The organism is Flexivirga aerilata (genome assembly GCF_013002715.1).
Classification (GTDB): Bacteria; Actinomycetota; Actinomycetes; order Actinomycetales; family Dermatophilaceae; genus Flexivirga; species Flexivirga aerilata.
This window is the reverse complement of sequence record NZ_JABENB010000002.1, coordinates 507,065-530,511: the sequence shown is the minus strand read 5'-3', so window position 1 is coordinate 530,511 and position 23,447 is coordinate 507,065. Positions and strand designations below refer to the sequence as shown.

At 71.8% G+C, this 23,447-nt stretch carries 21 protein-coding genes and 3 riboswitches; of the genes, 14 read left to right on the top strand and 7 right to left on the bottom strand.

What is annotated here, in order from left to right; translation table 11 throughout:
- Window positions 1-35 precede the first annotated feature (35 nt).
- Window positions 36-1,790, bottom strand: a complete 1,755-nt coding sequence (bluB, locus tag HJ588_RS14330) for a 5,6-dimethylbenzimidazole synthase (RefSeq protein WP_171156720.1) — start codon at window positions 1,788-1,790, stop codon at window positions 36-38.
- Window positions 1,777-5,445, bottom strand: a complete 3,669-nt coding sequence (gene cobN / locus HJ588_RS14325; RefSeq protein WP_171156717.1) for a cobaltochelatase subunit CobN — start codon at window positions 5,443-5,445, stop codon at window positions 1,777-1,779. The genes bluB and cobN overlap by 14 nt, the downstream gene beginning before the upstream one ends.
- A gap of 58 nt (window positions 5,446-5,503) precedes the next feature.
- A riboswitch (cobalamin riboswitch) is annotated at window positions 5,504-5,618 on the bottom strand.
- Window positions 5,619-5,651: 33 nt separating this feature from the next.
- On the opposite strand from cobN, the gene HJ588_RS14320 reads away from it, so the two are divergent.
- The 3 genes from HJ588_RS14320 to HJ588_RS14310 are packed head-to-tail and all read left to right on the top strand — an operon-like array spanning window position 5,652 to window position 9,012.
- A complete protein-coding gene (locus tag HJ588_RS14320) occupies window positions 5,652-6,770 on the top strand; it encodes a cobalamin biosynthesis protein CobG (RefSeq protein WP_171156716.1) in 1,119 nt (372 codons plus the stop codon).
- Entirely contained in the window at window positions 6,767-7,441 is a 675-nt protein-coding gene (locus HJ588_RS14315; protein WP_171156714.1) for a precorrin-8X methylmutase, read from the top strand. The genes HJ588_RS14320 and HJ588_RS14315 overlap by 4 nt, the downstream gene beginning before the upstream one ends.
- Window positions 7,438-9,012 carry a precorrin-2 C(20)-methyltransferase gene (locus HJ588_RS14310; RefSeq protein ID WP_171156712.1) on the top strand — a complete coding sequence of 525 codons (1,575 nt, stop codon included), beginning with the start codon at window positions 7,438-7,440 and terminating at the stop codon, window positions 9,010-9,012. Before HJ588_RS14315 ends, HJ588_RS14310 begins: the two co-directional genes overlap by 4 nt.
- Here HJ588_RS14310 and HJ588_RS14305 read toward each other — a convergent pair.
- A complete protein-coding gene (locus HJ588_RS14305; protein WP_171156710.1) occupies window positions 9,003-9,761 on the bottom strand; it encodes an SAM-dependent methyltransferase in 759 nt (252 codons plus the stop codon). The genes HJ588_RS14310 and HJ588_RS14305 overlap by 10 nt on opposite strands.
- Window positions 9,758-11,029 carry a precorrin-6y C5,15-methyltransferase (decarboxylating) subunit CbiE gene (gene cbiE, locus HJ588_RS14300; RefSeq protein WP_171156708.1) on the bottom strand — a complete coding sequence of 424 codons (1,272 nt, stop codon included), beginning with the start codon at window positions 11,027-11,029 and terminating at the stop codon, window positions 9,758-9,760. Before cbiE ends, HJ588_RS14305 begins: the two co-directional genes overlap by 4 nt.
- Window positions 11,030-11,073: 44 nt before the next feature.
- Window positions 11,074-11,165, top strand: a riboswitch (adenosylcobalamin (AdoCbl) riboswitch).
- A 66-nt stretch (window positions 11,166-11,231) separates the two neighbouring features.
- Here cbiE and HJ588_RS14295 point away from each other — a divergent pair.
- The 7 genes from HJ588_RS14295 to cbiB are packed head-to-tail and all read left to right on the top strand — an operon-like array spanning window position 11,232 to window position 19,677.
- Complete coding sequence (locus HJ588_RS14295) at window positions 11,232-13,292, top strand: VWA domain-containing protein (protein WP_171156706.1); 2,061 nt, start codon at window positions 11,232-11,234, stop codon at window positions 13,290-13,292.
- Window positions 13,292-13,906 (top strand): cob(I)yrinic acid a,c-diamide adenosyltransferase, encoded by a 615-nt coding sequence (cobO, locus tag HJ588_RS14290; RefSeq protein ID WP_171156704.1) that lies wholly within the window; start codon window positions 13,292-13,294, stop codon window positions 13,904-13,906. Before HJ588_RS14295 ends, cobO begins: the two co-directional genes overlap by 1 nt.
- On the top strand, window positions 13,900-16,413 hold the full coding sequence (gene cobBC, locus HJ588_RS14285; RefSeq protein WP_171156702.1) for a bifunctional hydrogenobyrinic acid a,c-diamide synthase/histidinol phosphate aminotransferase CobBC: 2,514 nt from the start codon (window positions 13,900-13,902) through the stop codon (window positions 16,411-16,413). Before cobO ends, cobBC begins: the two co-directional genes overlap by 7 nt.
- Window positions 16,406-17,404 (top strand): uroporphyrinogen-III C-methyltransferase, encoded by a 999-nt coding sequence (gene cobA, locus HJ588_RS14280; RefSeq protein ID WP_171156699.1) that lies wholly within the window; start codon window positions 16,406-16,408, stop codon window positions 17,402-17,404. The genes cobBC and cobA overlap by 8 nt, the downstream gene beginning before the upstream one ends.
- Window positions 17,401-18,186 carry an adenosylcobinamide-GDP ribazoletransferase gene (locus HJ588_RS14275; RefSeq protein ID WP_171156697.1) on the top strand — a complete coding sequence of 262 codons (786 nt, stop codon included), beginning with the start codon at window positions 17,401-17,403 and terminating at the stop codon, window positions 18,184-18,186. Before cobA ends, HJ588_RS14275 begins: the two co-directional genes overlap by 4 nt.
- Window positions 18,183-18,758: a bifunctional adenosylcobinamide kinase/adenosylcobinamide-phosphate guanylyltransferase gene (locus HJ588_RS14270; protein WP_171156695.1), complete on the top strand. Its 576-nt coding sequence runs from the start codon at window positions 18,183-18,185 to the stop codon at window positions 18,756-18,758. The genes HJ588_RS14275 and HJ588_RS14270 overlap by 4 nt, the downstream gene beginning before the upstream one ends.
- Complete coding sequence (gene cbiB, locus HJ588_RS14265; RefSeq protein WP_171156693.1) at window positions 18,751-19,677, top strand: adenosylcobinamide-phosphate synthase CbiB; 927 nt, start codon at window positions 18,751-18,753, stop codon at window positions 19,675-19,677. Before HJ588_RS14270 ends, cbiB begins: the two co-directional genes overlap by 8 nt.
- Here cbiB and HJ588_RS14260 read toward each other — a convergent pair.
- Window positions 19,580-20,233 carry a DedA family protein gene (locus tag HJ588_RS14260; protein ID WP_343036737.1) on the bottom strand — a complete coding sequence of 218 codons (654 nt, stop codon included), beginning with the start codon at window positions 20,231-20,233 and terminating at the stop codon, window positions 19,580-19,582. The genes cbiB and HJ588_RS14260 overlap by 98 nt on opposite strands.
- 90 nt (window positions 20,234-20,323) lie before the next feature.
- Window positions 20,324-21,067, bottom strand: coding sequence for a cobalt-precorrin-6A reductase (locus tag HJ588_RS14255; RefSeq protein WP_171156688.1), 744 nt, complete (start codon window positions 21,065-21,067; stop codon window positions 20,324-20,326).
- 20 nt (window positions 21,068-21,087) lie between these two features.
- A riboswitch (cobalamin riboswitch) is annotated at window positions 21,088-21,220 on the top strand.
- 36 nt (window positions 21,221-21,256) lie between these two features.
- On the opposite strand from HJ588_RS14255, the gene HJ588_RS14250 reads away from it, so the two are divergent.
- From HJ588_RS14250 to HJ588_RS14240, 3 genes are all read left to right on the top strand, one after another.
- On the top strand, window positions 21,257-21,487 hold the full coding sequence (locus HJ588_RS14250; protein WP_171156686.1) for a CbtB domain-containing protein: 231 nt from the start codon (window positions 21,257-21,259) through the stop codon (window positions 21,485-21,487).
- Window positions 21,488-21,497: 10 nt separating this feature from the next.
- Entirely contained in the window at window positions 21,498-22,415 is a 918-nt protein-coding gene (locus tag HJ588_RS14245) for a CbtA family protein (RefSeq protein ID WP_171156684.1), read from the top strand.
- 74 nt (window positions 22,416-22,489) lie between these two features.
- Window positions 22,490-23,062, top strand: coding sequence for a (2Fe-2S)-binding protein (locus HJ588_RS14240; RefSeq protein ID WP_171156682.1), 573 nt, complete (start codon window positions 22,490-22,492; stop codon window positions 23,060-23,062).
- Here HJ588_RS14240 and HJ588_RS14235 read toward each other — a convergent pair.
- Window positions 23,008-23,289, bottom strand: a complete 282-nt coding sequence (locus tag HJ588_RS14235) for a helix-turn-helix domain-containing protein (protein ID WP_343036736.1) — start codon at window positions 23,287-23,289, stop codon at window positions 23,008-23,010. The genes HJ588_RS14240 and HJ588_RS14235 overlap by 55 nt on opposite strands.
- Here HJ588_RS14235 and HJ588_RS19815 point away from each other — a divergent pair.
- Window positions 23,262-23,447, top strand: coding sequence for a winged helix-turn-helix transcriptional regulator (locus tag HJ588_RS19815; RefSeq protein WP_343036735.1), 186 nt, complete (start codon window positions 23,262-23,264; stop codon window positions 23,445-23,447). The two genes, HJ588_RS14235 and HJ588_RS19815, sit on opposite strands and share 28 nt — an antisense overlap.

Here is a 23,447-nt window from a genome sequence, read left to right as displayed (position 1 = left end):
CGGCTCCCTCGGCGACTGACGCTCCGATCAGGCCGTCAATCGCCGAGGGAGCCGTCAGTGGGCGCGATGGTCTTGGCGGTGCCTGCCCGGATCGCGGCGCCCTGCGCGAGCAACGACGCCGCGAGACACGCTCCGACGCCTTCGCCGGCACGCAGCCGCAGCTGCAACAACGGTTCGAGGCCCAGCTCGGTGAGCACCGCGTCGTGTGCCGCCTCCCGACTGCGTTGTCCGGCAACGAGATAGGCCTGCACTCCCCCTTCGATGCGTATGGCGAGAGCTGCGGCCACCGAGGTCGCGAGTCCGTCCAGCACGACCGGCGCGCCCGCCGAAGCGGCACCGAGCACCACACCGGTCAGCACCGCGATCTCCGGGCCGCCGAGCTCGGCGAGCAACTCGATCGGGTCGGCAACCGCGCCGGCACGGGACAGGGCGTCGGCGATCACCTGCCGCTTGCGGGCGACGATCGCGTCATCGGCACCCGCACCGAGCCCGGCGACCTCGTCCGGTCGCAGCGTCAGCAGTGCGCAGGTCAGTGCACCCGCGATCGTCGTGTTGCCGATGCCGACCTCGCCGAGGGCGACCATGCCTGTCGCGGCAGCGGATGCGCCGATCGTGCGTCCGCGGTTGACAAGCTCGCGCACGGCACTCGCGCTCAGTGCGGGTGCGCCGGCCAGGTCGCCGCGCGGGCCGGCGACCCGGGCGTCGACCGCGCCCGCGACCGGGTCCCCGCTCACCCCGGCGTCCACCGCGACGACCTCGAGGCCGGCGGCACGGGCCGCGACCGCGCCGGCCGAGGTGCCCTCGACGGCAGCGGTCAGCACGTCGCGGGTCACCGACGGCTCGAACGCGCTGACGCCCAAGGCAGCGACCGGGTGGTCGGCTCCGGCGAGCACGAGACTGCCACCGGCGACACGACCATCGAGCAGCGCAGCGACCCGCGACACGGCCCGGTCGAGCACCCCGAGCGCATCCGGCGGGGTGAGCACGTCATCCGCGGAATCCGTTGCCGTTACCAGCTTTTCGGCACCGGGCCCGCGCAGATGCGAGGTGGGCGGTGCGTGCTCGTGCCACCCGTCGCGCATGACGACCTCGTCCAGTGGCAGTCGCCGGGACCACGCGGCGCGTTCCAGTCCGGGGGACGGTGGTCGCTCGTCCGGCCAGCCCAGACACAGCCAGCCGAGCGTCTCGACGCCGTCCGGCAGGCCCAGCAGCTCGGCCAGCTCGACGGGTTCGAAAAGGGTGACCCAGCCCATGCCCAGACCCAGGGTCCGCGCGGTGAGCCACATGTTCTGGATCGCGCAGGCGCACGACCACAGATCGGTGTCGGGGAAGGTCGCCCGGCCCAGCACCCCGCCAGCGGCCGCACGACGGTCGCAGGCGACGACGATGCCGAGCGGTGCTTCGCGGATCCCCTCGAGTTTCAGATCGAGCAACCGCGCGGCCCGGTCCGGGGTGAGGCCTGCTGCCTGCCGGATCCTCGCGCGGTCCGCCATGTGCGCCGCCCTGTCCCGCAGGGCGGGGTCGGTCACGACGATGAAGCGCCACGGCTGGGAGTGTCCGACCGACGGCGCGGAATGCCCTGCCCGGAGGACCTTTTCGACATACGGCTCGGGCACGGCGTCGGGCCGGTAGCGCCGGAGGTCGCGGCGTGCGCCGATCGCGGCGTCCAGTCCCTCGACGACCGCCTCGCTCATCCGCCAGCCCGTCGGGTCCGCGCCCCGCTCCCGCGCCGACGAGCGGTCCCCGACGACCGGCGTCGGGCGCCGGAAGCCGTGCTCAGGCGCCGTCATCTTCGAGGTCACCCTCGACGTCCAGATAGACCCGCTGCATCGCCTCGATGGTCTCCTGCTCCGGCGCTTCCCACAGGCCTCGTTCGACCGCCTCGGTGAGGCGCTCGACGATGCCCTGGAGCGCCCAGGGATTGGCTTGGCGCAGGAAGTCCTGGTTTTCCTTGTCGAGCACGTAGGCACCGGCGATCTGCTCGTACATGTGGTCGGCTACCACGCCGGCGGTGGCATCGAACCCGAAGAGGTAGTCGACGGTGGCCGCCAGCTCGAACGCGCCCTTGTAGCCGTGCTTGCGCATCGCGCCGATCCAGCGTGGGTTGACCACCCGCGACCGGAAGACCCGGTTGGTCTCCTCCTGCAGCGAACGCGTCCGCACCGCACCGGGATTGGTCGAGTCGCCGACATAGGCCCGCGGCTCCCGGCCGCTCAGCTGACGCACGGTCGCGACCATGCCGCCGTGATATTGGAAATAGTCGTCCGCGTCGAGGATGTCGCTCTCGCGGTTGTCGATGTTCTTGGCGGCCACCTCGATGCGGCGATAGCTGCGCTCCATGTCCTCCCGCGCCGGCTTGCCGTCGAGGTCGCGACCATAGGCGTAGCCGCCCCAGGCGGTGTAGACCTCGGCGAGGTCGCTGTCGCCGCGCCAGTCGCCGGACTCCACCACCTGGAGCACCCCGGCCCCGTAGGAGCCCGGCTTCGACCCGAAGATCCGGGTGCGCGCCCGGCGGGGGTCACCGTGCGCGGCCTCGTCGGCCCGGGCGTGGGCGCGCACGAAGTTGTGCTCGTCGGGCTCGTCGAGTCCGGCCACGAGCGCGACGGCATCGTCGAGCAGGGCGATGACATGCGGGAAGGCGTCCCGGAAGAAGCCCGAGATGCGCACGGTGACGTCGATCCGCGGACGGCCGAGCTCGGCCAGCCCGATGGGCTCGAGGCCCACGACCCGGCGGGATGCCTCGTCCCACACGGGGGTCACGCCGAGCAGCGCAAGGATCTCGCCGATGTCGTCACCGGAGGTGCGCATGGCGGACGTGCCCCATGCGGAAATGCCCACCGAGCGCGGGAGTGCGCCGGTCTCCTCGCGGTATCGGTCGAGCAGCGACTCCGCCATCAACTGTCCGGTCTCGTACGCGAGGCGCGACGGGATGGCCTTGGGGTCGACCGAGTAGAAGTTGCGACCGGTCGGCAGCACGTTGATGAGGCCACGCAGCGGGGACCCCGACGGACCCGCGGCGATGTAGCGACCGTCGAGCGCGCGCAGCACGTTGGTCAGCTCGTCCGGGGTGCGCTCCAAGCGTGGCACGATCTGGGTGCAGGCGAATCGCAAGGCAGCAGAAGCATTCTCGTTCGTCTCACCGAGCACGTCGACAACCGCCCGATCCACTGCGTCCACCTGCCAGCCCGCGTCGGCGACGGCCTGCACGAGGTCTCGGGCGGTCTGCTCGGCCCGGTCGACCGCGCCGCGGTCGCCCTCGGACTCGTCGAGTCCGAGCGTCGTGCGCAGGCCCGGCACAGCCGCCGTCGTGCCGTCGAACATCTGCGCCGCGCGCAGCATCGCCAGCACCAGGTTGACCTGGCCCTCGCCGGCGGGCGTCTGCCCGAGGATGTGCAGCCCGTCGCGGATCTGCACGTCCTTGACCTCGCACAGCCAGCCGTCGACGTGCATCACGAACTCGTCGAAGGCATCCGAATCATCAACGTCCACACCGGAAACGCCGAGATCGTGATCCATCTTCGCGGCCTGGATCAGCGTCCAGATCTGCGCGCGCAGCGCCGGGGCCTTCGCCGGGTCCATCGCCGCGACGTTGCCGTATTCGTCGAGGAGCTGCTCGAGCCGGGCGATGTCGCCATAGGACTCGGCGCGGGCCATCGGCGGCACCAGGTGGTCGACGACCGTCGCGTGCGCACGCCGCTTGGCCTGGGTGCCCTCGCCGGGGTCGTTGACCAGGAAGGGGTAGATCAGCGGCATCGTGCCGAGCGCCGCGTCGGTGCCGCAGCTCGGCGACATCGCGAGGTTTTTGCCGGGCAGCCATTCGAGGTTGCCGTGCTTGCCGACGTGGACGACGGCGTGCGCGCCAAACTCCTCCTGCAACCACCGGTAGGTCGCGAGGTAGTGGTGGGTGACCGGCAGGTCCGGGTCGTGATAGATCGCGATCGGGTTTTCACCGAAGCCGCGCGGTGGCTGCACGAGGATCACCACATTGCCGGAAACCATTGCCGCACAGACGATCTCGCCATCGGGATCCGCACCCGGCTGCCCCACCCGCGACGTGTCCAGGTAGAGCGATCCGGGGGCTTCCCCCCAGGCCTCGGTCATCGACTCCTGCAGGTCGCCAGGCAGGGCGTCGAACCAGCGCCGGTAACGCGCGGCGGGGATTCGCACCACGTGCTCGCTCAGCTGCTGCTCGGTGAGCCAGTCGGGGTCCTGTCCGCCCGCCGCGATCAGCGCATGGATCAGCGCGTTGCCGCTCGTGGTGTCCGGCTCCTCCCCCTCGACGGCCGGCAGCGGCTCCAGCCCCGGGATCACCGCCGGATCTCCGAGGTCGTAGCCCGCGTCACGCATCGCACGCAGCAGCCGGATCGTGGAGACCGGGGTGTCGAGGCCGACCGCATTGCCGATGCGCGAGTGCTTGGTCGGGTATGCCGACAGCACGACCGCGACCCGCCGCTTCGCCGCAGGCGTATGGCGCAGGCGTCCGTGGTTGACCGCGAGCCCCGCAACAGCCGCACAGCGCTCCGGATCCGGCACGTACGCCGGGAGGCCGTCGACGTCGATCTCCTTGAACGAGAACGGGACCGAGATGAGGCGGCCGTCAAACTCCGGCACGGCGACCTGGGTCGCCACGTCGAGCGGGGACATCCCGTCGTCGGAGGCGGCCCACTCCGCGCGGGACCAGGTCAGGCAGAGCCCCTGGATGATCGGCACGTCGAGGGCCGCGAGTGCGGCGACGTCCCAGGCCTCGTCGTCGCCACCGGCTCCGGCCGTGCCCGGCTTGGTGCCTCCGGCGGCCAGGACAGTGGTGACCAGCACGTCGTAGGACTGCAGGTGGTCGAGCAGGTCGTCGTCGGCGTCGCGCAGCGAGCTGACGTAGACGGGGTGACCGACCCCTCCCGCCGCGTCGACGGCATCCGCAAGAGCGTGGGCGTAGGCGTCGTTGCCCGCGACATACTGCGCACGGTAGAAGAGGATGCCGACCTTGGGCCGCACCGCCGAATCATCAGCAACTGCAGGGCGATCCAGGACTCCCCAGGTCGGCAGGGTCGTCGGCGGGTCGAAGTCGTCGTCGGTGAGCCGCAGCGTCGAGGCGAGGAAGCCGTGCAGGCTGCGCAGGTTGTCGGCGCCGCCCTGCACGAAGTAGGTGTGCGCCTGGTGCACCACGTTGGCGGGAGCGGTCGACAGCTCCATGAGCGCGGCGTTGGGCGTCTGCTCACCGCCGAGCACGACCAGCGGTTTGCCGGCCTCGCGGGCCCGGGCGAAGTGCTGCTGCATCTCGTCGGGCGCTCCGAGGATGCGCACCACGACGATGTCGGCATCGGTGACCGCGGTGGACGGGTCGACCGGCCCGGGCCGGGTCGGGTTGGCCAGCACGTAGTCGGCGCCGCTCGCGCGGGCGGACAGCAGGTCGGTGTCGGACGTCGACAGCAGGGCGATGCGAGTCATCGGCGGGTCTCCTTCGCGGGGTCCGCGCCCCTGCGATCCGGTGTGTGACACGTGACGTCTGTCGCGCGCCGGCCGGGCGCTGTTCCTGACTCGCCGCTCATGCGCGACTCACAGTGGCGGGACCGTGCCGGATTCACACCGGCTTCCAGACCACCCGACCGCGACCGACTCTAATCCACCGAGGCCGCCGCGTACGCTCGGGAGCCGTGACGCCGCAACCGCCCGCTCCCGACGCCTGCCCCGGGCTGCTGCGGCCGTTTCCCGGTGGCGACGGCGCGATCGTGCGGTTGCGGGTGCCCGGCGGACACCTCCGGCTCGCGACGATGCAGGGACTACTGCGGGTCGCCGGCGAGCACGGGGCGCCGTTCCTGCAGCTCACCTCGCGGGCGAACCTGCAGGTCAGGGGCCTGCCGGATCCGCTGCCCGACAGTGTCGTCACCGAGATCGCGGACCTCGGACTGCTGCCGTCGACGACCCACGAGCGCGTGCGCAACATCCTGACCGCGCCGTTCTCCCACGACGCCGCGGCGACCGCCCGCCGTCTCGACCGCGCGCTGTGCGCACGTCCGGCGCTCGCCGAGCTGCCCGGCCGCTTCCTCTTCGCGGTGGAGGACACGCCGTCGGCCGCCATCGCCGCTGCCGGCGCCGACATCGTCATCCGTCCCGGCGCCGTTGCGGTGCGCCGACCGGATCTCGGCTACGTCGGCCGGTCGGTCCCTTCTGGCGGCGAGATCCCCGCAGCGCTCGACCTCGCCGAACAGTTCCTCCGGCAACGCGCTGACGTCGGTGTATGGCGGACTCACCAACTTCCTTCCAGCGCAACACTTTTCGCGGGTATGGCGAGCTGGTCCCCCACCATCGCCGATCCCCCGCAACCGGGCGTGCACGGGCGATACGTCCTGGCCGGCATACCGCTCGGCCTGGCGGGTGCGGCTGAGGTGTCCGCACTGACGGAGCTCGCCGACCGGCTCGGCACCGACCGCGTCGAGCTCACGCCGTGGAAGGCGGTCGCGCTGCCCGTCGCGCGGCCGCAGGACGTGCCTGCCGCGTTGGCGATGGCCGCCGATGCCGGCCTGCTGGTCGAGCCCGCCGCGCCGGTGACCGCCTGCATCGGGGCGCCGTGGTGCGCACGGACCGACGTCGAGACGCTCCCGCTCGCCCGGCAGCTCATGGCGCGGGCCGACGCACCCGGCACCGCCCTGCACCTCAGCGGCTGCGCACGCCGCTGCGGCACCCCGGCACGCGCCCACATCGCGATCGTGCCACCATCCGACGCGACACCCGATGCCCTGATCGATGCCTGGAAGAAGCACGACAACACATGATTGACAAGGAGATTCGCCGTCCGAGCCGGCGCTACGACTACCAGACCGACGGGCTCGCGATCTACAAGGAGTCCTTCGGCATCATTCGTGCCGAGGCACCGCTGCACGAGCTTCCCGAGTCATTGCGCGGCGTAGCCGTGCGCGTCGCCCATGCCGCCGGCGACACCGAGGTGGTGCGCGAGCTTGCTGCGCACCCCGACGTCGTCGAGGCCGCGCGCGCCGCGCTCGATGCGGGCGGGGCCATCCTCACCGACAGCGAGATGCTCGCCCGCGGCGTCACCCGGCGCCGCCTCCCCGCGCGCAACGAGGTGCTGTGCACCCTGCGTGATCCACGGGTGCCCGAGCTGGCCACCGAGTGGGGCACCACGCGCTCGGCCGCCGCGGTGTCACTGTGGCGGGAGCGGCTCGACGGCGCCGTCGTCGCGATCGGCAACGCGCCGACGGCGCTGTTCCACCTGCTGGAGCTGCTGGCCGACGGGGCACCGCGACCGGCCGCGATCGTCGGCATGCCAGTCGGTTTCGTCGGCTCGGCGGAGTCCAAGAGCGCGCTCGCCGAGCACGAGCTGCCGGGCGGGCAGGTGCCGTGGCTCGTCGTGCGCGGCCGCCGCGGTGGGTCGGCCATGGCGGCGGCCGCGCTCAACGCGCTCGCCAACCCGGACGAGCTCGCATGACCGTCGGCCGCAGGACACCGTCGCGATCCGCCGAGCCGGGCCATCTCTACGGCGTCGGGGTGGGTCCGGGCGACCCGTCCCTGGTGACGGTCGCCGCCGCCGGCCTGATCGGCAGTGCGGATGTCGTCGCCTACCACCGAGCCGCGCACAAGGACTCGGTCGCGCTGTCCATCGCGCGGGATTACTTGTCCGACAACGTGACCCACGAGGCGCTCGTCTACCCGGTGACGACCGGCAGCACCGATCACCCCGGCGGCTATCACGCGCTCCTGGCCGAGTTCTACGACGACTGCGCCGGCCGGCTCGCCGCCCACCTGTCCGCCGGCCGCTCCGTCGTCGTGCTCGCCGAGGGCGACCCGCTCTTCTTCGGGTCGTTCATGTATGTCCACGACCTGTTGAAGCCCCGCTTCCCGGTGGAGGTAGTCCCGGGCGTGACGTCGATGGCCGCAGCCACCGCCGCCGTCGGCACCGGCCTCTGCCGGCACGAGGACACCCTGACCGTGCTGCCCGGCACCTTGCCGGTGCGCGAACTGGCCGATCGGCTGAGCGCGACCGACGCGGCGGTCGTCATGAAACTCGGCCGCACCTTCCCCAACGTGCTGGAAGCCGTCCGGCAGGCCGGCCTGCTCGACCGGGCCTGGTACGTCGAGCGGGCGAGCAGCGAGCACCAGCGGGTCAGACCCATCCTTCACGTCGACCCCGCCACCGTGCCCTACATGTCCCTCGTCGTCGTCACCGGACGCGACCTGCGCGCTGACGCGGCCGGACGAGCAATGACACCAACGGTTTCCGAGACACCGGACCCGCAACCGGCCACCGCAGGCGCCGGCACCGTGCACGTGCTGGGACTCGGCCCGGGCCCGGACGACTGGGTCACCCCCGAGGCGGAGCGGATCCTCGCGCAGGTGCGGCATGTCGTCGGCTACCGGCCGTATGTCGAACGCGTCGCGCCGCGGGAGGGCCTCACCCGCCATTTCTCGGGCAACACGGTCGAGGTCGACCGCGGCGTCGCCGCGCTCGACCTGGCGCGTGCCGGTCACGACGTCGCCGTCGTCTCCGGCGGTGACCCGGGCGTATTCGCCATGGCGTCAGCGGTATTGGAAGCACAGGAGACCGCCGCATCGGACGACCCGTCATATGCGCAGGTCGACGTGCGGGTGCATCCGGGGGTCACCGCCGCACACGCCGCGGCGGCGCGGGCCGGCGCTCCCCTGGGTGGCGACCACGCGCTGATCTCGCTCTCGGACCGGCTGAAGCCGTGGGAGGTGATCGAGCGCAGACTGCGTGCACTGGCACACGCCGACCTGACGATCGCGATCTACAACCCGCGCAGCGCAAGCCGTCCCGACCAACTCGGGCGGGCCCGCGAGGTGCTGCTCGAAGCCACCGATGAGGACCGGATCGTGGTCGTGGGCAGGCACATCGGTCGTGAGCAGGAATCGGTCACGGTCACCACCCTGGGCGACTTCGACCCGGAAACCGTCGACATGGGTTGCCTGGTGATCGTCGGATCCAGCTCGACGGTGGTCAGCAGCTCGGGCGCGGTGTGGACGCCGCGCTCTCAGTCCTGAGCGGCACCCGGCGTGCGCGGCGCACCCGAGTAGAGGTGTGACTCCACGAAATCACGGCTGTTCACCGCGCGGCCGACGATGATGACCGCGGCTTGTTTCAGGGCGTGCCGCTCCGCCTGCTCGGCGATGTCGGCGAGCGTGCCGCGCAGCACCAGCTCCTCCGGCTGGCTGACCCGGCTGCCGATCACGACCGGGCAGTCGGCGCCGTAGAACGGCGTGAGCCGCTCGGCAATTTCCCGCACCCGTCGGATCGACAGGTGCAGCACCAGTGTCGCGCCGGTCGCGGCGAACGACTCGAGCTGCTCGCCGCTGGGCATCCGGGTCGAATCCCGTTGTGTGCGAGTCAGGACCACCGATTGGGCGACCTCCGGCACAGTCAGCTCGCGGCCGATGAGCGCGGCGGCCGCGGCATACGCAGGCACACCGGGGCAGACGTCCCACGGCACACCGGCGGCGTCGAGCCGCCGCGCCTGCTCGGCGACCGCCGAGAAGACCGACGGGTCGCCCGAGCAGAGGCGCGCGACGTCGTGTCCCGCCTCGTGAGCGGCGACGAGCTCGGCGGTGATCGTGTCGAGGTCGAGATGCTGGGTGTCGACGAGCTTGGCGCCGGGCGGGCAGTGCGCGAGCACTGCGTCGTCGAGATAGGTGCCGGCATAGAGACAGACCGGACTCGCCTGGAGCAGTCGCACGGCACGGAGGGTGAGCAGGTCGGCAGCGCCGGGGCCGGCGCCGATGAAGTGGACGGTCACGGGGCACCATCCTGCTGGACAGCCAGTTGCACGACCGCGCGGGCCGGGCGATAACTCAGGTAGTCGCCGAGCGGCTCGGCCGACTCCACGGCGATCCGGCGCAACGTGACGTTGCCGGCGTCCGCCCGGATGCGCCGATATGCCTGCACCAGCACGCTTTCCGACTCCAGCGTGACCGCGTGCGCCACGAGCCGCCCACCGGGCCGCAAGGCCGCGAGACAGCGGTCGAGCACCGGCTCGGTCACCCCGGCGCCGAGGAAGATCGCGTCCGGCCTGTCCAGGTCGACCAGCTGCACCAGGGCGGCGCCGATGTCGGCCTCCAGCACGCGCAGGTCGGCGCCGGTCTCGGCGAGGTTGCGGCGGATCAGCGCGACCCGGTCCGCGCGCCGCTCCACGGCATACGCCCGGGCGGAGGTATGGCGCAGGCACCACTCGACGGCCACGGACCCGGTGCCGGCACCGAGATCCCACAGGACGGCGCCGGGTGCGGGCCGCAACCGGGACAGCGCGACGGCGCGGATCTCGGCCTTGGTGAGCTGCCCGTCGGTGTGGAACGCGTCGTCGGGCCGGCCGGAGACACTGCCGAGCAACGCGTTCGGGCCACCGAACGGCCCGTCGGACGGCGCTGCGACTGGCGGCAGCTCCACTGCAACGACGTTGAGTCGCGGTGCGGCGTAAGCGTATTCGCTCGCAGTGCAGTCGTGCCGGGACTCCGACGGCGTGCCGAGGTCGCCGAGCACGGTGAGGCGGGCCGCGCCGAGGCCGCGCTCGGCGAGCAGGCTCGCCAGTCGGGCCGGCGTGGTCTCGTCGGAGCTCAGCACCACCAGGCGCGCGCCGGGGGTGAGCAACGCCGTGACCCGTCCGAGCGGGCGCCCCACAACCGACACCCACGCGGCGGTCTCGGCGGGCCAGCCCATGCGGGCCCGCGCCAGCGCCACCGAGGACACCGCGGGGTGGACCCGGACCCCCTCCGGACCACGACGCCGCAGCAGCGTGGTGCCGATGCCGGACAGCAGCGGGTCGCCCGTCGCGAGCACCACGACCGGGCGATCGCCGGACGCGCCGAACGAGTCGATCAGGTCGTCGAGACCGGCCAGCAACGGCTCGGGCCACGCGCGGCGTGCCGCGCTGGGTGCCGGCTCCAACGAGTCGAGAGTGTCGAGCAGGCGGGGCGAGGAGACGACGAGCGCTGCGTCATACAGCAGGGAGAGCTGGGCGCCGGGCAGATCGGCGACGCCGCTCGCAGGGCAGCCGACGACCTCGATCACGCCGCCACAGTAATGCGCGAGCGCGCACCGTGACATGATGCCCATGCCCTCGGCGAGGAACTCCGGTGTGAATCCGGGACGGTCCCGCCGCTGTGATCCCGGGCTGCCCGGGAGAGTCAGAACGTCACCGGGGGCACACTCCCCGCGCCGCGGGGCGTGTCCGGGCAACGGTGAGCGAGGCACTCACCGAGGAGGTTTCGCTGTGTCCACCTTCCCCTTCACCGCCGTCGTCGGCGCCGACGACATGTCGCTGGCACTCGTGCTGACCAGTGTCGCGCCGGAGATCGGCGGCGTGCTCGTGCGTGGCGAGAAGGGCACCGCCAAGTCGACGCTCGTGCGGGCACTCGCCGCGGTGCTGCCCGAGCAGGACGTCATCGCCGGATGTCGCTTCGGCTGCGACCCGGGCGCGCCCGACCCGGAGTGCCCCGACACCGCCCGTCACGAACAGACCACCGTGCGGCGCCGGCCGCATCTCGTCGAGTTGCCCGTCGGTGCCGGTGAGGACCGCGTGACCGGGTCGCTGGATCTGTCCGCCGCACTCTCGGAGGGGCACGCGGCATTCGAGCCCGGTCTGCTCGCCGCCGCCAACCGCGGCATCCTCTACGTCGACGAGGTCAACCTGCTGCCCGACCATCTCGTCGACGTGTTGCTCGACGCCGCGGCCATGGGGCGCAATACCGTTGAACGCGACGGGGTTTCGGTCAGCCACGCAGCACGCATGGAGCTCATCGGCACGATGAACCCCGAGGAGGGCGAGCTGCGCCCGCAGTTGCTCGACCGTTTCGGGCTGACCGTCGAGGTGGCCGCCAGCCGCGACCCGCAGGAGCGCGCAGAGGTGGTGCGGCGCAGGCTCGCCTTCGACAGCGACCCCGAGTCGTTCACCACCCGGTATGCCGACGCGCAAGCGGACCTGTCCGCACGCCTCGCCGCCGCCCGCAAGCGCCTGCCCGAGGTCGAGCTCAGTGACCGGGCGATGGCCGCGATCGCCCGCGTCTGTGCGGGATTCGACGTCGACGGGATGCGCGCCGACATCGTGACCGCCCGTGCCGCGCTGGCCCATGCGGCCTGGCGCGGGGGTGCCGAGGTGCTGCGCGAAGACATCCGCGCGGCGGCGATGTTCGCCCTCCCCCACCGCCGGCGGCGCAACCCGTTCGACGCGCCCGGCATGGACGAGGACCTGCTCGACCAGTTGCTCGACGAATCCGGCCTGCCGGACGACCCGCACGAGGGACCGGACGGACCGGACGGGCCCGACGACGGCCCCGGCGGCGGCGAGCAGACGAACGCACCCGATGCCGCGGACAACCCGCCGGCCGGCGCCGACGCTCCTGCGCCGACGCAGCAGCCGGGTGCGCCCGAGGAGACCGCCGACGCGCCGCATGACACCGACGCCGGCGACACTGCGGACGCTCCCTCGGCAGGCGTCGCACCCATCGGCGTCGCTGGCGCCGAAACCCCCTACCGGGCAAAGGCTTTCGAGGTCCGTGGCGTGGGCGAAGGCGCCCTCGGGCGGCGCAGCAAGGCACGCACCGACGCCGGCCGCACCGTCTCCCATGCGGTGTATGACGGGGGCTCCGTGCACCTGCCGGCGACGATCCGCAGCGCCGCGCTCCGCGAAGCGCGCTCGGCCGCGTCCCCCCGCCGGCTCAGGATCGTGCGTGACGACCTCCGTCGCCAGGTCCGCGAGGGGCGCGAGGCCAACCTGGTGCTCTTCGTGGTCGACGCGTCCGGCTCGATGGCCGCACACAAGCGGATGACCGAGGTCAAGACCGCGGTCCTGTCGCTGCTGCTCGACGCCTACCAGCGCCGTGACCAGGTCAGCCTGATCAGTTTTCGCGGACGCACCGCGGAGCTCACGCTGCCGCCGACGAGCTCGGTGGACGCGGCAGCGGCCCGGCTGGCAGAGCTCCCGCACGGCGGCCGCACTCCCCTCGCCGAGGGTCTTGAGCTCACCGCGCACACCCTGCGGCTGGCGCGGCTGCGTGACCCGCGCCGCCGGCCCCTGGTCGTGCTCGTCACCGACGGTCGCGCGACGGCAACCCCCGACGCACTGGACCGCGCCAACGCAATCGCCGACCGCTGGCCCGAAACCGGTTGGGAAACCTTGGTGCTCGACTGCGAAGCCGGCCGGATGAGGCTCGCTCTCGCGGCCCGGCTCGCAGCCCGCATGCATGCGCGCCACGTGCCGGTCGGCGACGTCGCCGCCCAGACCCTCGTCGACCACGTCGCCGCATCCACCACCCGACTGGGCAGGAGCGCCTGATGGTGCGCGGCAACACAGAAGTCACGCCGAAGGACGGCCTGACCACACGACAGCGTCGTAACCAGCCGCTCGTGGTCGTCAATCACGGTGGGGGCAAAGGAAAGTCGACCGCGGCGTTCGGTCTCGCCCTGCGCGGCTGGAACCAGGGATGGGACATCGGTGTCTTCCAGTTCGTGAAGTCGGCCAAGTGGCGCGTCGGCGAGCAGACTGCGCTGGAAGCGCTGGGCCGGTTGCACGCCGAGACCGGCGAGGGCGGCCCGGTCGAGTGGCACAAGATGGGTTCCGGCTGGTCCTGGTCGCGCAAGCAGGGCAGCGAGGACGACCACGCCGCCGATGCCCGGGAGGGCTGGACGGAGATCAAGCGCCGGCTCGCGGATGAACGCCACACCCTCTACGTGCTCGACGAGTTCAGCTACGTCCTCAAGTGGGGTTGGGTCGACACGGCCGAGGTGGTGGACACGCTGCGCGACCGCCCGGGTTACCAGCACGTGGTGATCACCGGCCGCGATCCTCATCCGGACCTGCTGGCGATCGCCGACCTGTCGACCGAGATGGTCAAGACCGCGCACCCCTTCGACAAGGGGCAGAAGGGCCAGCGGGGCATCGAATGGTAGACGTACCAAGGCTTCTCGTGGCCGCCCCGGCATCCGGCCAGGGCAAGACGACCATCTCCGTCGGCCTCATGGCAGCGCTGCGCGCCACGGGCCGGACCGTCGGCGCGGCGAAGGTTGGACCGGACTACATCGACCCGGGCTACCACGCATTGGCCACCGGGCGGCCGAGTCGCAATCTCGACGCGGTGCTCACCTCGCCGGGTCTCATCGGTCCCCTGCTGCGCCGAGCCGCCGAGGTGCCCACGCCCGCGGACGTCACCGTCGTCGAAGGTGTGATGGGCCTGTTCGACGGACGCCTCGGCACCGACGGCTTCGGGTCGTCCGGCTGGGTCGCGGCCCACACCCGGACGCCGGTGCTCCTGGTCGTCGACATCTCCCACCTGGCCAACACCGTCGGTCCGTTGGTGTCCGGGCTGGCCGCCGCCGACCCGGGTGTGCAGGTCGCCGGCGTCATCCTCAACAAGGCAGGATCGAGCCGGCACGCCGACGAGGCGCGCAGGGCGGTCGAGCGCACCGGCATACCGGTGGTCGGTGTCATCCCGCGCGACGTGGGTCTGCACGTGCCGTCCCGGCACCTCGGTCTGGTGCCGGTCGACGAACACGACCGTGCCGCCGCAGCACTCCACACCGTCGCCGGTGTGGTGGCCGATCACGTCGATCTCGACCTGGTGCTCACGCTGGCCGGCACTGCGCCCGAACTCGGCTGTCCTGCTTGGGATCCCGCGACCGCCGTCGGATCCGCAGGAGCCGCTCGATCGACCTCTGGCGCACCGGTCGTCGCAGTGTCCGGTGGTCGCGTCTTCACCTTCCGCTACCCGGAGACGGCCGAGCTGCTCCGGGCCGCCGGGTGCCGCGTCGAGTTCTTCGACCCGGTCACCGACCAGGCACTGCCCGCCGGCACCAGCGCCCTCTACCTGGGCGGGGGCTTCCCCGAGGTGCACGCGGCAGCGCTCTCCCACAACCGGTCCCTGCGCAGCCAGATCAGGGCCGCCGTCGATGCCGGCATGCCGACGGTGGCCGAGTGTGCCGGGCTGCTCTATCTCGCCGACACACTCGACGGGCGGCCGATGACCGGCGCCCTCGCGGCGACAGGGGCGATGCACCCCCGCCTGGTGCTCGGCTATCGCGACGCCCGGCTCGCCACCGACAGCGTGCTCGGGCCGGCCGGCACCACCGTCACCGGCCACGAGTTCCACCGCACGCGAGTCACGCCGTCCGCCGGCACCGACCCCGCCTGGCTCCTCTCGTATGACGGGAGTCCCGCCGCGCCGGACGGGTTCGCGACCGACCCGGCCGGCGTCGGCAGGGCGAGCCTCGTCGCGTCATACCTGCATGTGGCCTGGGCCGGCCACGCCCACCTCGCGACGAGTTTCGCTGACGCCGCAAGGGATTTCGCCGGCACCGAGGTGCCCGTCCCGATGGCGGCAGCCGAGCCGCCGGCGCCCCTCGACCCTGCTGTCGCCGATCCGCTGCATCATCACGGCGACGAGGAGGTCGCCGACGATCTGGTCGATCTCGCGGTGAACGTGCGGGTCGCCACCCCGCCGGCGTGGCTCGCCGCGCGGCTGCGGGAGGGCGTCGGGCAACTGGCCGCTTACCCGGACGTGCACGCGGCCCGGTGGGCGATCGCGCAGCGGCACGGCGTCGACGAGCACCGGGTGCTGCTGACCGCCGGCGCCGACGAGGCCTTCACACTCATCGCCCGGTCCGGCCTCACCACACGGCCGGCCGTGGTGCACCCGCAGTTCACCGAGCCGGAGGCTGCGCTACGTCGGGCCGGGCACACGGTCGAACGCATCATGCTCCGTGCCGATGACGACTTCACCCTCACCGACGAAACCCTCTCCTGTGCAACGCAATCCACTGCCGACCTGATCGTCGTCGGCAACCCGACCAACCCGACCGGGGTGCTCCACCCGCGCGCAGCCCTGGAGCGACTCACCGGTCCGGACCGGTTGCTCGTCGTCGATGAGGCGTTCCTCGACGCGGTGCCGGGCGAGAGGGAGTCGTTCCTGCGGGGCACACAGCGCGACGACGTGATCGTCGTCCGGTCGCTGACCAAGACGTGGGGGCTCGCCGGTCTCCGCATCGGTTACGTCATCGCTGCTCCGCTGGTCGTCGATCGTCTGCGGGCGGCCCAGCAGCACTGGCCGGTCAGCACTCTCGCCGCCGAGGCCGTGCTCGCCGTCTGCACCGGCCCGGCGCGGGCGGAGGCCGGGCGGGCGGCCGCGCAGCAGTTGGTCCAGCGTGACCATCTGGCTCGTCGTCTGGACGCCATCGGTGTGCTTGCCATCCCGGGTGCCGCGCCGTTCGTCCTCGCCCGTCCGGGTGCAGGAGTGCGAGAACTCCTGCGTGACAACGGATTTGCCGTGCGCCGCTGCGACACCTTCCCGGGTCTCGACGCGAGCTGGGTGCGGATCGCCGCGCGCGACCTGGTGACCACCGACGCGCTCGTCACCAGCCTGCAGTCCGTCCTGCGACCCGCCGAGGAGGCCGCCCATGTCTGAGCTGAAGGTCGCCGGCCGCACGGTCCTGCTGCACTCCCCCGGCCTGCGGATCGCCGAGTCGGTGCACGCGCTGGTGGCCGCCGGAGCCACGGTCGCGGTGCTGCTGGACACCCCGCACCCCACCGTCGCCGATCTGGCCGACCGTGGACTGGTCACCGTCGTGGAAGGCCCCCTCGACGGCGAGCAGCTCGCGGCATACGACGTCGTCATGCGGGACCGCGTCGCCGATGAGCCCTCGTCCCGACCCGCCGGCCGGCGCGGTGAGGTCGTCCTCGTCGGCGGCGGACCAGGTGCCGAAGGACTGCTCACGCTCGACGCCGTGCGGGCCATCGAGACCGCCGACGTCGTGCTCACCGACCGGCTCGCCCCGGTCGCCGTGCTCGACCGGCTGCGCCCCGATGTCGAGGTGATCCACGTCGGCAAGATCCCGCGGGGAGAGAGCACCCCGCAGGAGACGATCAACCGGCTCCTCGTCGAGCACGCCCGCGCAGGCCGGCGCGTCGTGCGGCTCAAGGGCGGTGACAGCTTCGTCTTCGGCCGCGGCGGTGAGGAGTGGATCGCGTGTGCCGACGCGGGAATCGCCGTGCGTGTCGTCCCCGGCGTGTCCAGTGCGCTCGCGGCGCCGGCACTCGCCGGCATCCCGCTCACCCACCGTTCCCTGACCCAGGGCTTCACCGTCGTCTCCGGCCACGTTGCGCCCGACGACCCGCGCAGCGACGTCGACTGGGCAGCGCTCGCACGCAGTGGCCTCACGCTGGTGATCCTGATGGGCGTGGCAACCCTGGACGCGGTCGCTCGCGCTCTCATCGATGCCGGCCGGTCGCCCGACACCCCGGCAGCCACGATCGAGAATGCCGCGATCAACGGCCAGCGCACAGTGCGTGCCCGGCTCGACGCGATCGCGAAAACCGTGCAGTCAGAGGGAGTCCGAGCGCCGGCGATCACTGTCATCGGTGACGTTGTCGACGCCCTGCCGGAGACCGCGCAGTGAGTGCTGCTGCTGGTCTGCGGCTCGCGACGGGCACCACGACGATCATCCCGGTCGGCCGGATCCCGCAGATCGACCGGTCGGTCGCGCGCTCAGCCATGGTGCTGACACCCGTCGCAGTGCTGCCGATCGTCGTCCTCGCCACCGCCGCCGGCGCACTGGCAGCCCACCTGCACCTGCCGGACATCGTCGCCGGCGCGATCATGATCGGTGTCCTTGCCTACGGCTCTCGCGCGATGCACCTGGACGGATTGGCCGACACCGTCGACGGTTTGGGCGGCGGCTGGACGCGCGAGCGCGCACTGGAGATCATGCGCAGCGGCGATGTGGGACCGATGGGAGTCTCCGCGGTCGTCCTGGCGCTCATCGTCCAGTCCGCCGCTCTCGGCGCCGTGCTCGGCACACCCCGCGGGTGGCTCGTCACGGCCGCTGCGGTCTGCTTCTCCCGGATCGCCACGGCGCTCACCGCCGACGCCCGCCTCCCGGCGGCTAGGTCCGACGGGATGGGGGCGGTCGTCGCCGGCTCCGTGCCGACGGTGCTGGCAGCGGGTGTGGTGCTCGCCCACGCCGCGATCCTGTCCGCCGCGGTCTGGTGGTGGCAGTCCGCGGGGCCCGATCGCGTCTGGCTCGGTCCCGTGGCCGCCGCGTGCGCCGTGACGGCCGTGTTGTTGTTGCTGCAGAGGGTGATTCACCGCATCGGTGGCGTCACCGGTGACGTCTTCGGTGCCGCGATCGAGGTGTCCCTGGCCGCGACCCTGCTTGTGCTGTCGGCCGGTGTGCGATGACGCTCGTCCTGGTCACTGGTGGGGTGCGGTCGGGCAAGTCGGCACTCGCCGAGCGACTCTTCGACCCGACCGCCCCCATCCGTTATGTCGCGACCGGCCCCGACCGCGACGACGCCGACTGGGCCGAGCGCGTGCGCGAGCACCAGCGTCGACGGCCGCCCGCCTGGAGCAGCGTCGGCACGCTCGACGTGCCGGTCGCCCTCGCCGACGCACCCGCCGGCGCCCTCATCGACTGTCTCGGCACCTGGCTGACCGGAGTGCTCGACGGGTTGGGGGCGTGGGATGCCCCCCGCGGAGCGTGGGAGGCCGAATATGGCCGGCGGGCAACGGCATTGGTCGACGCGATGCAGCAGTCGATGGTGGATCTGGTGGTCGTCACCAACGAGGTGGGCTGGGGCCTGGTGTCCGAGCACCGGTCGGGCCGGATCTTCGCCGACGAGCTGGGCCGGCTCAACCAGCGGGTCGCGGCCGCAGCCGACGCGGTGCTGTTGTGTGTGAGCGGACAGGTGCTGCCCGTCAAGGGTTCGGCGCCGCTGCCCGGCACGCTTGGCGCCGGGCGGCGTGATGCGTAGCGACTGGCCGCGGGCGACCGGCTTGCTGGCCGGCTGCGCGCTCGACCGTGCCTTCGGCGACCCGCGCAGGGGGCATCCGGTGGCGTTGTTCGGGTCCGCCGCAGCACGTCTGGAGCGGCGTTTCAACGACGGTTCGGTCGCTGCCGGTCTGCTCGCCGAGGCCGTCGCCGTGCTCCCGGTCGTCGCGCTCGGCGCGGTGCTGGAGCGTCGCGGACCGCTGGTGCGCTGTATGGCGACCGCGGGCGCCACCTTCGTGGTGCTCGGTGGCCACACCCTGGCCCGGGAGGCGACGCTCGTCGCAGACCAGCTCGCCGTGGGCGATCTCCCGTCCGCGCGGCGGCAGGTCACCCATCTCGTCGGCCGGGTGACCGACGAGCTCACAGAGCCCGAGATCGTCCGGGCGGCAACCGAATCCGTGGCCGAGAACTCCTCGGATGCCGTCGTCGCACCGCTCGTGTGGGGCGGCGTCGTCGGGGTGCCCGGCCTGATCGGCTACCGGGCGATCAACACGCTCGACGCGATGTGGGGCCACCGCACCGCACGCTTCGAGCGCTTCGGCAAGGCGGCCGCGCGCCTCGATGACGCGGCCAACCTGCTGCCGGCCCGGCTCACGGCCCTGCTGGTCGCGGCGGTCCGGCCGGGCGAGGCTGCCGTCATACGGCACACGGTGGCTCGTGACGCGAAGGCGCACCCGAGCCCCAACGCGGGTGTCGTGGAGAGTGCGTTCGCGGCGGCCCTGGGGGTGCGTCTGGGCGGCCGGAACGTCTACGCGTCGGGACCCGAGGACCGCGGCACGCTCGGCGACGGAGGACCTCCGGCGATCACCGATCTTCGGTCTGCCGTCCGGCTGCTGCGACAGATATCCGTTGCGGCTGCTGCTGTTTCGGTCGCCGTGAGCTTGCGGCGACCTGGTCGATGAGCAGGCCGATGCTGAGCGCGATCGCGATGCCGACGCCCGCGGCCAGCAGCGGGTTGTCGCCGAGCAACCGGCCGGCCAGCGCCCCGACGAGCACCGACCAGCCCGACCAGGCGGCGCACCCGATCGCGGCGTAGGTCAGAAACCGGCGTGCCCGCATGCCCGTGGCGCCCGCCGTCATCATCACCGCGATGCGCCCGACCGGGATGTAGCGCGCAGTGAAGATCAGCAGGCCGCCTCGGCGCTCCAGCTCGCTGCCGGCCCAGGACAGGGCCTTTGCCACCCGCGGTTTGCGTTGCCAGGCAAAGCGATTGGTGCCGAGGCGGCGGCCGATCAGGTAGGCGGCCGTGTCGCCGAGCAGTGCACCGACCGCGCCGACGATGCCGAGCAGCCACAGGTTGACTCCGCCCGCCTCCCCGAGCGCGGCCAGCGCGACGATCGCCGACTCACTGGGCAGCGGCGGGATGAAGGCGTCGAGCGCCCCGAGCGCGCCGATGACGGCATACACCCACGGCTGCCCGGCGAGTTGCAGGATGAAGTCGTTGACGGCTTCGAGCACGGGTCGGTCCCCCTGGAACGGATCGGATGGCGTGCCTTCGACGGTACGAACGATCGACGTGACCCACATCGTGCCCAGGTCTGGTGTGTCCTACGACCCAGGGAGGAGTGCGACCGCGGCGGCAGCCGCCTCGGGACTGTCGACCGTGGTGACACCGGCCGCCTGCGCGGGGCGGCGCACGACGACGACCAGCACCCCGAGCTGCGCCGCGGCAGCCAGTTTGGCGGCGGTGTAACTGCCGCCGGAGTCCTTGGTCAGCAGCACGTCGATCCGGTGCTGCCGCATCAGCGCCACTTCCCCGGGTATGGCGTAGGGCCCGCGATCGTGCACGACCCGCCATGCGGTCGGCACCTCGACGTCGGGGTCCACGACGCGCAGCAGCACCTCCCGGCCGGCCCAGGCGGACGTGAAGAACGGCAGCGTCTGGCGCCCCGTCGTGAGGAACGGCCGCTGTCCCCATCGCTCGGCGATCTCGCGTGCCGCGTCGTAGTCGTCGGCCCAGTGCCAGGTGTGCGCGTCAGGGTGTTCGGCCCATCCGGGGCGCGCCAGCCTGATGAGCGCAATCCCGCTCTCAGCACAGGCTTTTCGGGCGTTCTCCCGCATCCCGGTGGCAAAGGGGTGGGTTGCGTCGACGACTGCCTCAATCCGGTGCTCCGTCAGGTAGTCGCGCATCCCGGTCACACCGCCGAAGCCACCGATCCGCACCTGCCCGACCGGCAGGCGCGGGGCAGTCACCCGGCCGGCGAGCGACGACGTCAGGTCGTGGCCCGCGGCATACAGGATCTCGGCGAGGGCCCGCGCCTCGGCTGTTCCGCCCAGCAGCAACACACGCACCCGCGAGAGACTACGCGGCGGGCGTCGCGGAGGGTGTAGCCTGGCGCCGCGTCACAGCATGAGGAAGCCGGTGAAAATCCGGCGCGGTTGCGCCACTGTGTGTCCGCCCACCCCGCGGATGAGTCAGACACTCGGCTGTGACGGACAACGATCCACGATCGGGACGCATCATCCCGGAGGAGTTGACCCATGAGCACCGTTTCCGTCGAGTCGCGCCAGCGACCGGCCACCCAGGTCTCGACCTACACGCTCAGTCAAGCAGGGCGGATCGCGCTGCTTGCGTTCACTGTCTTCGCGGCGCTGGTCGTCTACTACTTCATCGGCGTCGATCAGGGGATGACGTCGGTGTTCGGGAAGTCGACCGGCATCCATGAGTGGATGCACGACTCGCGGCATTTCCTCGGCTTTCCCTGCCACTGAGCCGTCAGTCATGGAAATCCGCGTCATCGGGCGCGGAGCCCTCGCCGGTCTCGTTGCCGGCATCCTGGGCTTCGTCTTCATGCGCATCTTCGCCGAACCGCTGATCGACCAGGCGGTGAGTTACGAGTCGAGCCGCGACGAGATGATCGCCGCACTGCGGCGAGCTGCGGGCCTGTCGGTGGAAACCGAAGGGCACGAGATGTTTTCGCGCACCACTCAGGAGACGTTCGGTGCGGCGACGGGGGTCGTCGGCATCTCCGTTGCGATGGGTGTGTTGGTCGCGGTGGGCTTCCTGGTGCTGCACGGCAAGGTGCACGTGCGGCCGCGCACGCTCGCCTGGCAGATCGCCGGCTTCGGTTTCCTCGGCATCTTCCTGCTGCCGTTCGTGAAGTATCCGGCGAGTCCACCGGCCGTCGGCCACGAGTTCACCATCCGCACCCGCGGCGTGCTCTACCTGTCGCTGGTGCTCGTGTCGCTCGTCCTGCTGGGACTGGCCGTCTTCGCGGCATACAAGCTGACGCCGCGACTCGGGGCACTGCGGGCCGTGCTGCTCGCCGGGCTTTGTTTCCTGGCGCTCTTCGGTGTGGCCCTTGCGCTCTTTCCGTCGGTCGGCGACCTGCCGGCAAACGTCGCCGTCGCGCACGACCTCGGATTTGCCCGGGCGGCAACGGAAACGCCGCAACCGATCACCAACACGTTCGACAAGACGGTCACGGTGGACGGCTTCAGCTACGCACCGGGTCAGATCGTCTTCCCTGGCTTCGACCCGGACGTCTTGTGGAAGTTCCGCTGGTATTCGCTCATCGAACAGGTCATCGTCTGGTCGGGGATCGCGTTTGTCTTCGGCGGGCTGATGGATCGCCTGCTGCTTCGCCGCGTAGGCGCCGATGCGGCGGGTGCCGTTGCGACTGAACGGATTTCGGCCTGACGTCGGCACTCGGCGACTACCTCGCCTTCGACCTGCACGAGGCGTCCGCGGCCCCGGATGGGTCGTGGAGTCGTATGACGCAACTGCTCTCCCCCGCGTGGTTGAGGCAGCGAGTGGACACCGTCCAACGGCTGCTGCGTCAGCCCGGCGGCGCACCCGTCGAACGGCGGGTGGCGGCCTCGACGGCGCACCTGGGCATCGTGGCGAAGCTGGTTGCCGCGCACATCGGCGCGCGGGCACTGGGGTGGCCTGGAGTCGTGCTGTCACCGGACCAGGTGTGGTGCCGGGAAACCGCGGATGGACCGTTGGCGTTCTCGTTCGCGGCTGCCACATACCCGCGAGATCCGTTGCAGGACAGTGTCATCGAGACTTTCACCACCGCCGTTTCCGGCAGCTTCGCGGTCAGCGAGCGGGTCCTGTGGGGCAACGTCGGTTCGGCCGCCAACAGCACGGTCACGCTGATGGGCATGGCGAGGCCCGACCTCGTGCCGGCCGCGACCGCCGAGGCCGATGCTGTCCTCGCGGATCCGCGCGTCGACGGCGGTGGCCTCCACAGCGGCCCCCGCTTCCGGCGGCGCAGCTGCTGCCTGATCTACCGCGCCGCGGGCACCCGCGAAGCCGTCTGCGGCGACTGCGTGCTCGGCTGAGTGCGGAACCGTCGGCGATACTCGGTAGGAGTGGTGTCGAGCCGCCGCCGGAAGGCCCGCACCAGAGTGTCGACCGTGCCGAGACCGCAGGCGCCCGCGATCCGGTCGAGCGTGTCGTCGGTTGTCTCCAGTCGGTTGCGGGCCGCCTCGACGCGCAGCGACTCGACATACGCGTGCGGCGTCTTGTCGCAGGGTGCCGGTGAGCGACGTCGCTTCCGGATGCGCACTGGTCCACAACACGGTCCGTTCACAGGAGGACGGCATCGTCACTCGGACGGTGTATGCCGAGGTGCCGCCGCGCGTCGAATACAGCCTCACCGACCTCGGGCGGAGCCTCGCCGACATCGTCGCCGCGATGGACGAGTGGGGTGCCCGCTACCGCTGA

What these genes read in the sequence shown, in the direction of transcription:
- bluB (WP_171156720.1), bottom strand. Translation starts at nt 1,790, where the DNA reads ATGACGGCGCCTGAGCACGGCTTCCGGCGCCCGACGCCGGTCGTCGGG.
- HJ588_RS14250 (WP_171156686.1), top strand. Translation starts at nt 21,257, where the DNA reads ATGAGCACCGTTTCCGTCGAGTCGCGCCAGCGACCGGCCACCCAGGTC.
- cobN (WP_171156717.1), bottom strand. Translation starts at nt 5,445, where the DNA reads ATGACTCGCATCGCCCTGCTGTCGACGTCCGACACCGACCTGCTGTCC.
- cobO (WP_171156704.1), top strand. Translation starts at nt 13,292, where the DNA reads ATGGTGCGCGGCAACACAGAAGTCACGCCGAAGGACGGCCTGACCACA.
- HJ588_RS14315 (WP_171156714.1), top strand. Translation starts at nt 6,767, where the DNA reads ATGATTGACAAGGAGATTCGCCGTCCGAGCCGGCGCTACGACTACCAG.
- cobA (WP_171156699.1), top strand. Translation starts at nt 16,406, where the DNA reads ATGTCTGAGCTGAAGGTCGCCGGCCGCACGGTCCTGCTGCACTCCCCC.
- cbiB (WP_171156693.1), top strand. Translation starts at nt 18,751, where the DNA reads ATGCGTAGCGACTGGCCGCGGGCGACCGGCTTGCTGGCCGGCTGCGCG.
- HJ588_RS14245 (WP_171156684.1), top strand. Translation starts at nt 21,498, where the DNA reads ATGGAAATCCGCGTCATCGGGCGCGGAGCCCTCGCCGGTCTCGTTGCC.
- HJ588_RS14310 (WP_171156712.1), top strand. Translation starts at nt 7,438, where the DNA reads ATGACCGTCGGCCGCAGGACACCGTCGCGATCCGCCGAGCCGGGCCAT.
- HJ588_RS14270 (WP_171156695.1), top strand. Translation starts at nt 18,183, where the DNA reads ATGACGCTCGTCCTGGTCACTGGTGGGGTGCGGTCGGGCAAGTCGGCA.
- cobBC (WP_171156702.1), top strand. Translation starts at nt 13,900, where the DNA reads ATGGTAGACGTACCAAGGCTTCTCGTGGCCGCCCCGGCATCCGGCCAG.
- HJ588_RS14240 (WP_171156682.1), top strand. Translation starts at nt 22,490, where the DNA reads ATGACGCAACTGCTCTCCCCCGCGTGGTTGAGGCAGCGAGTGGACACC.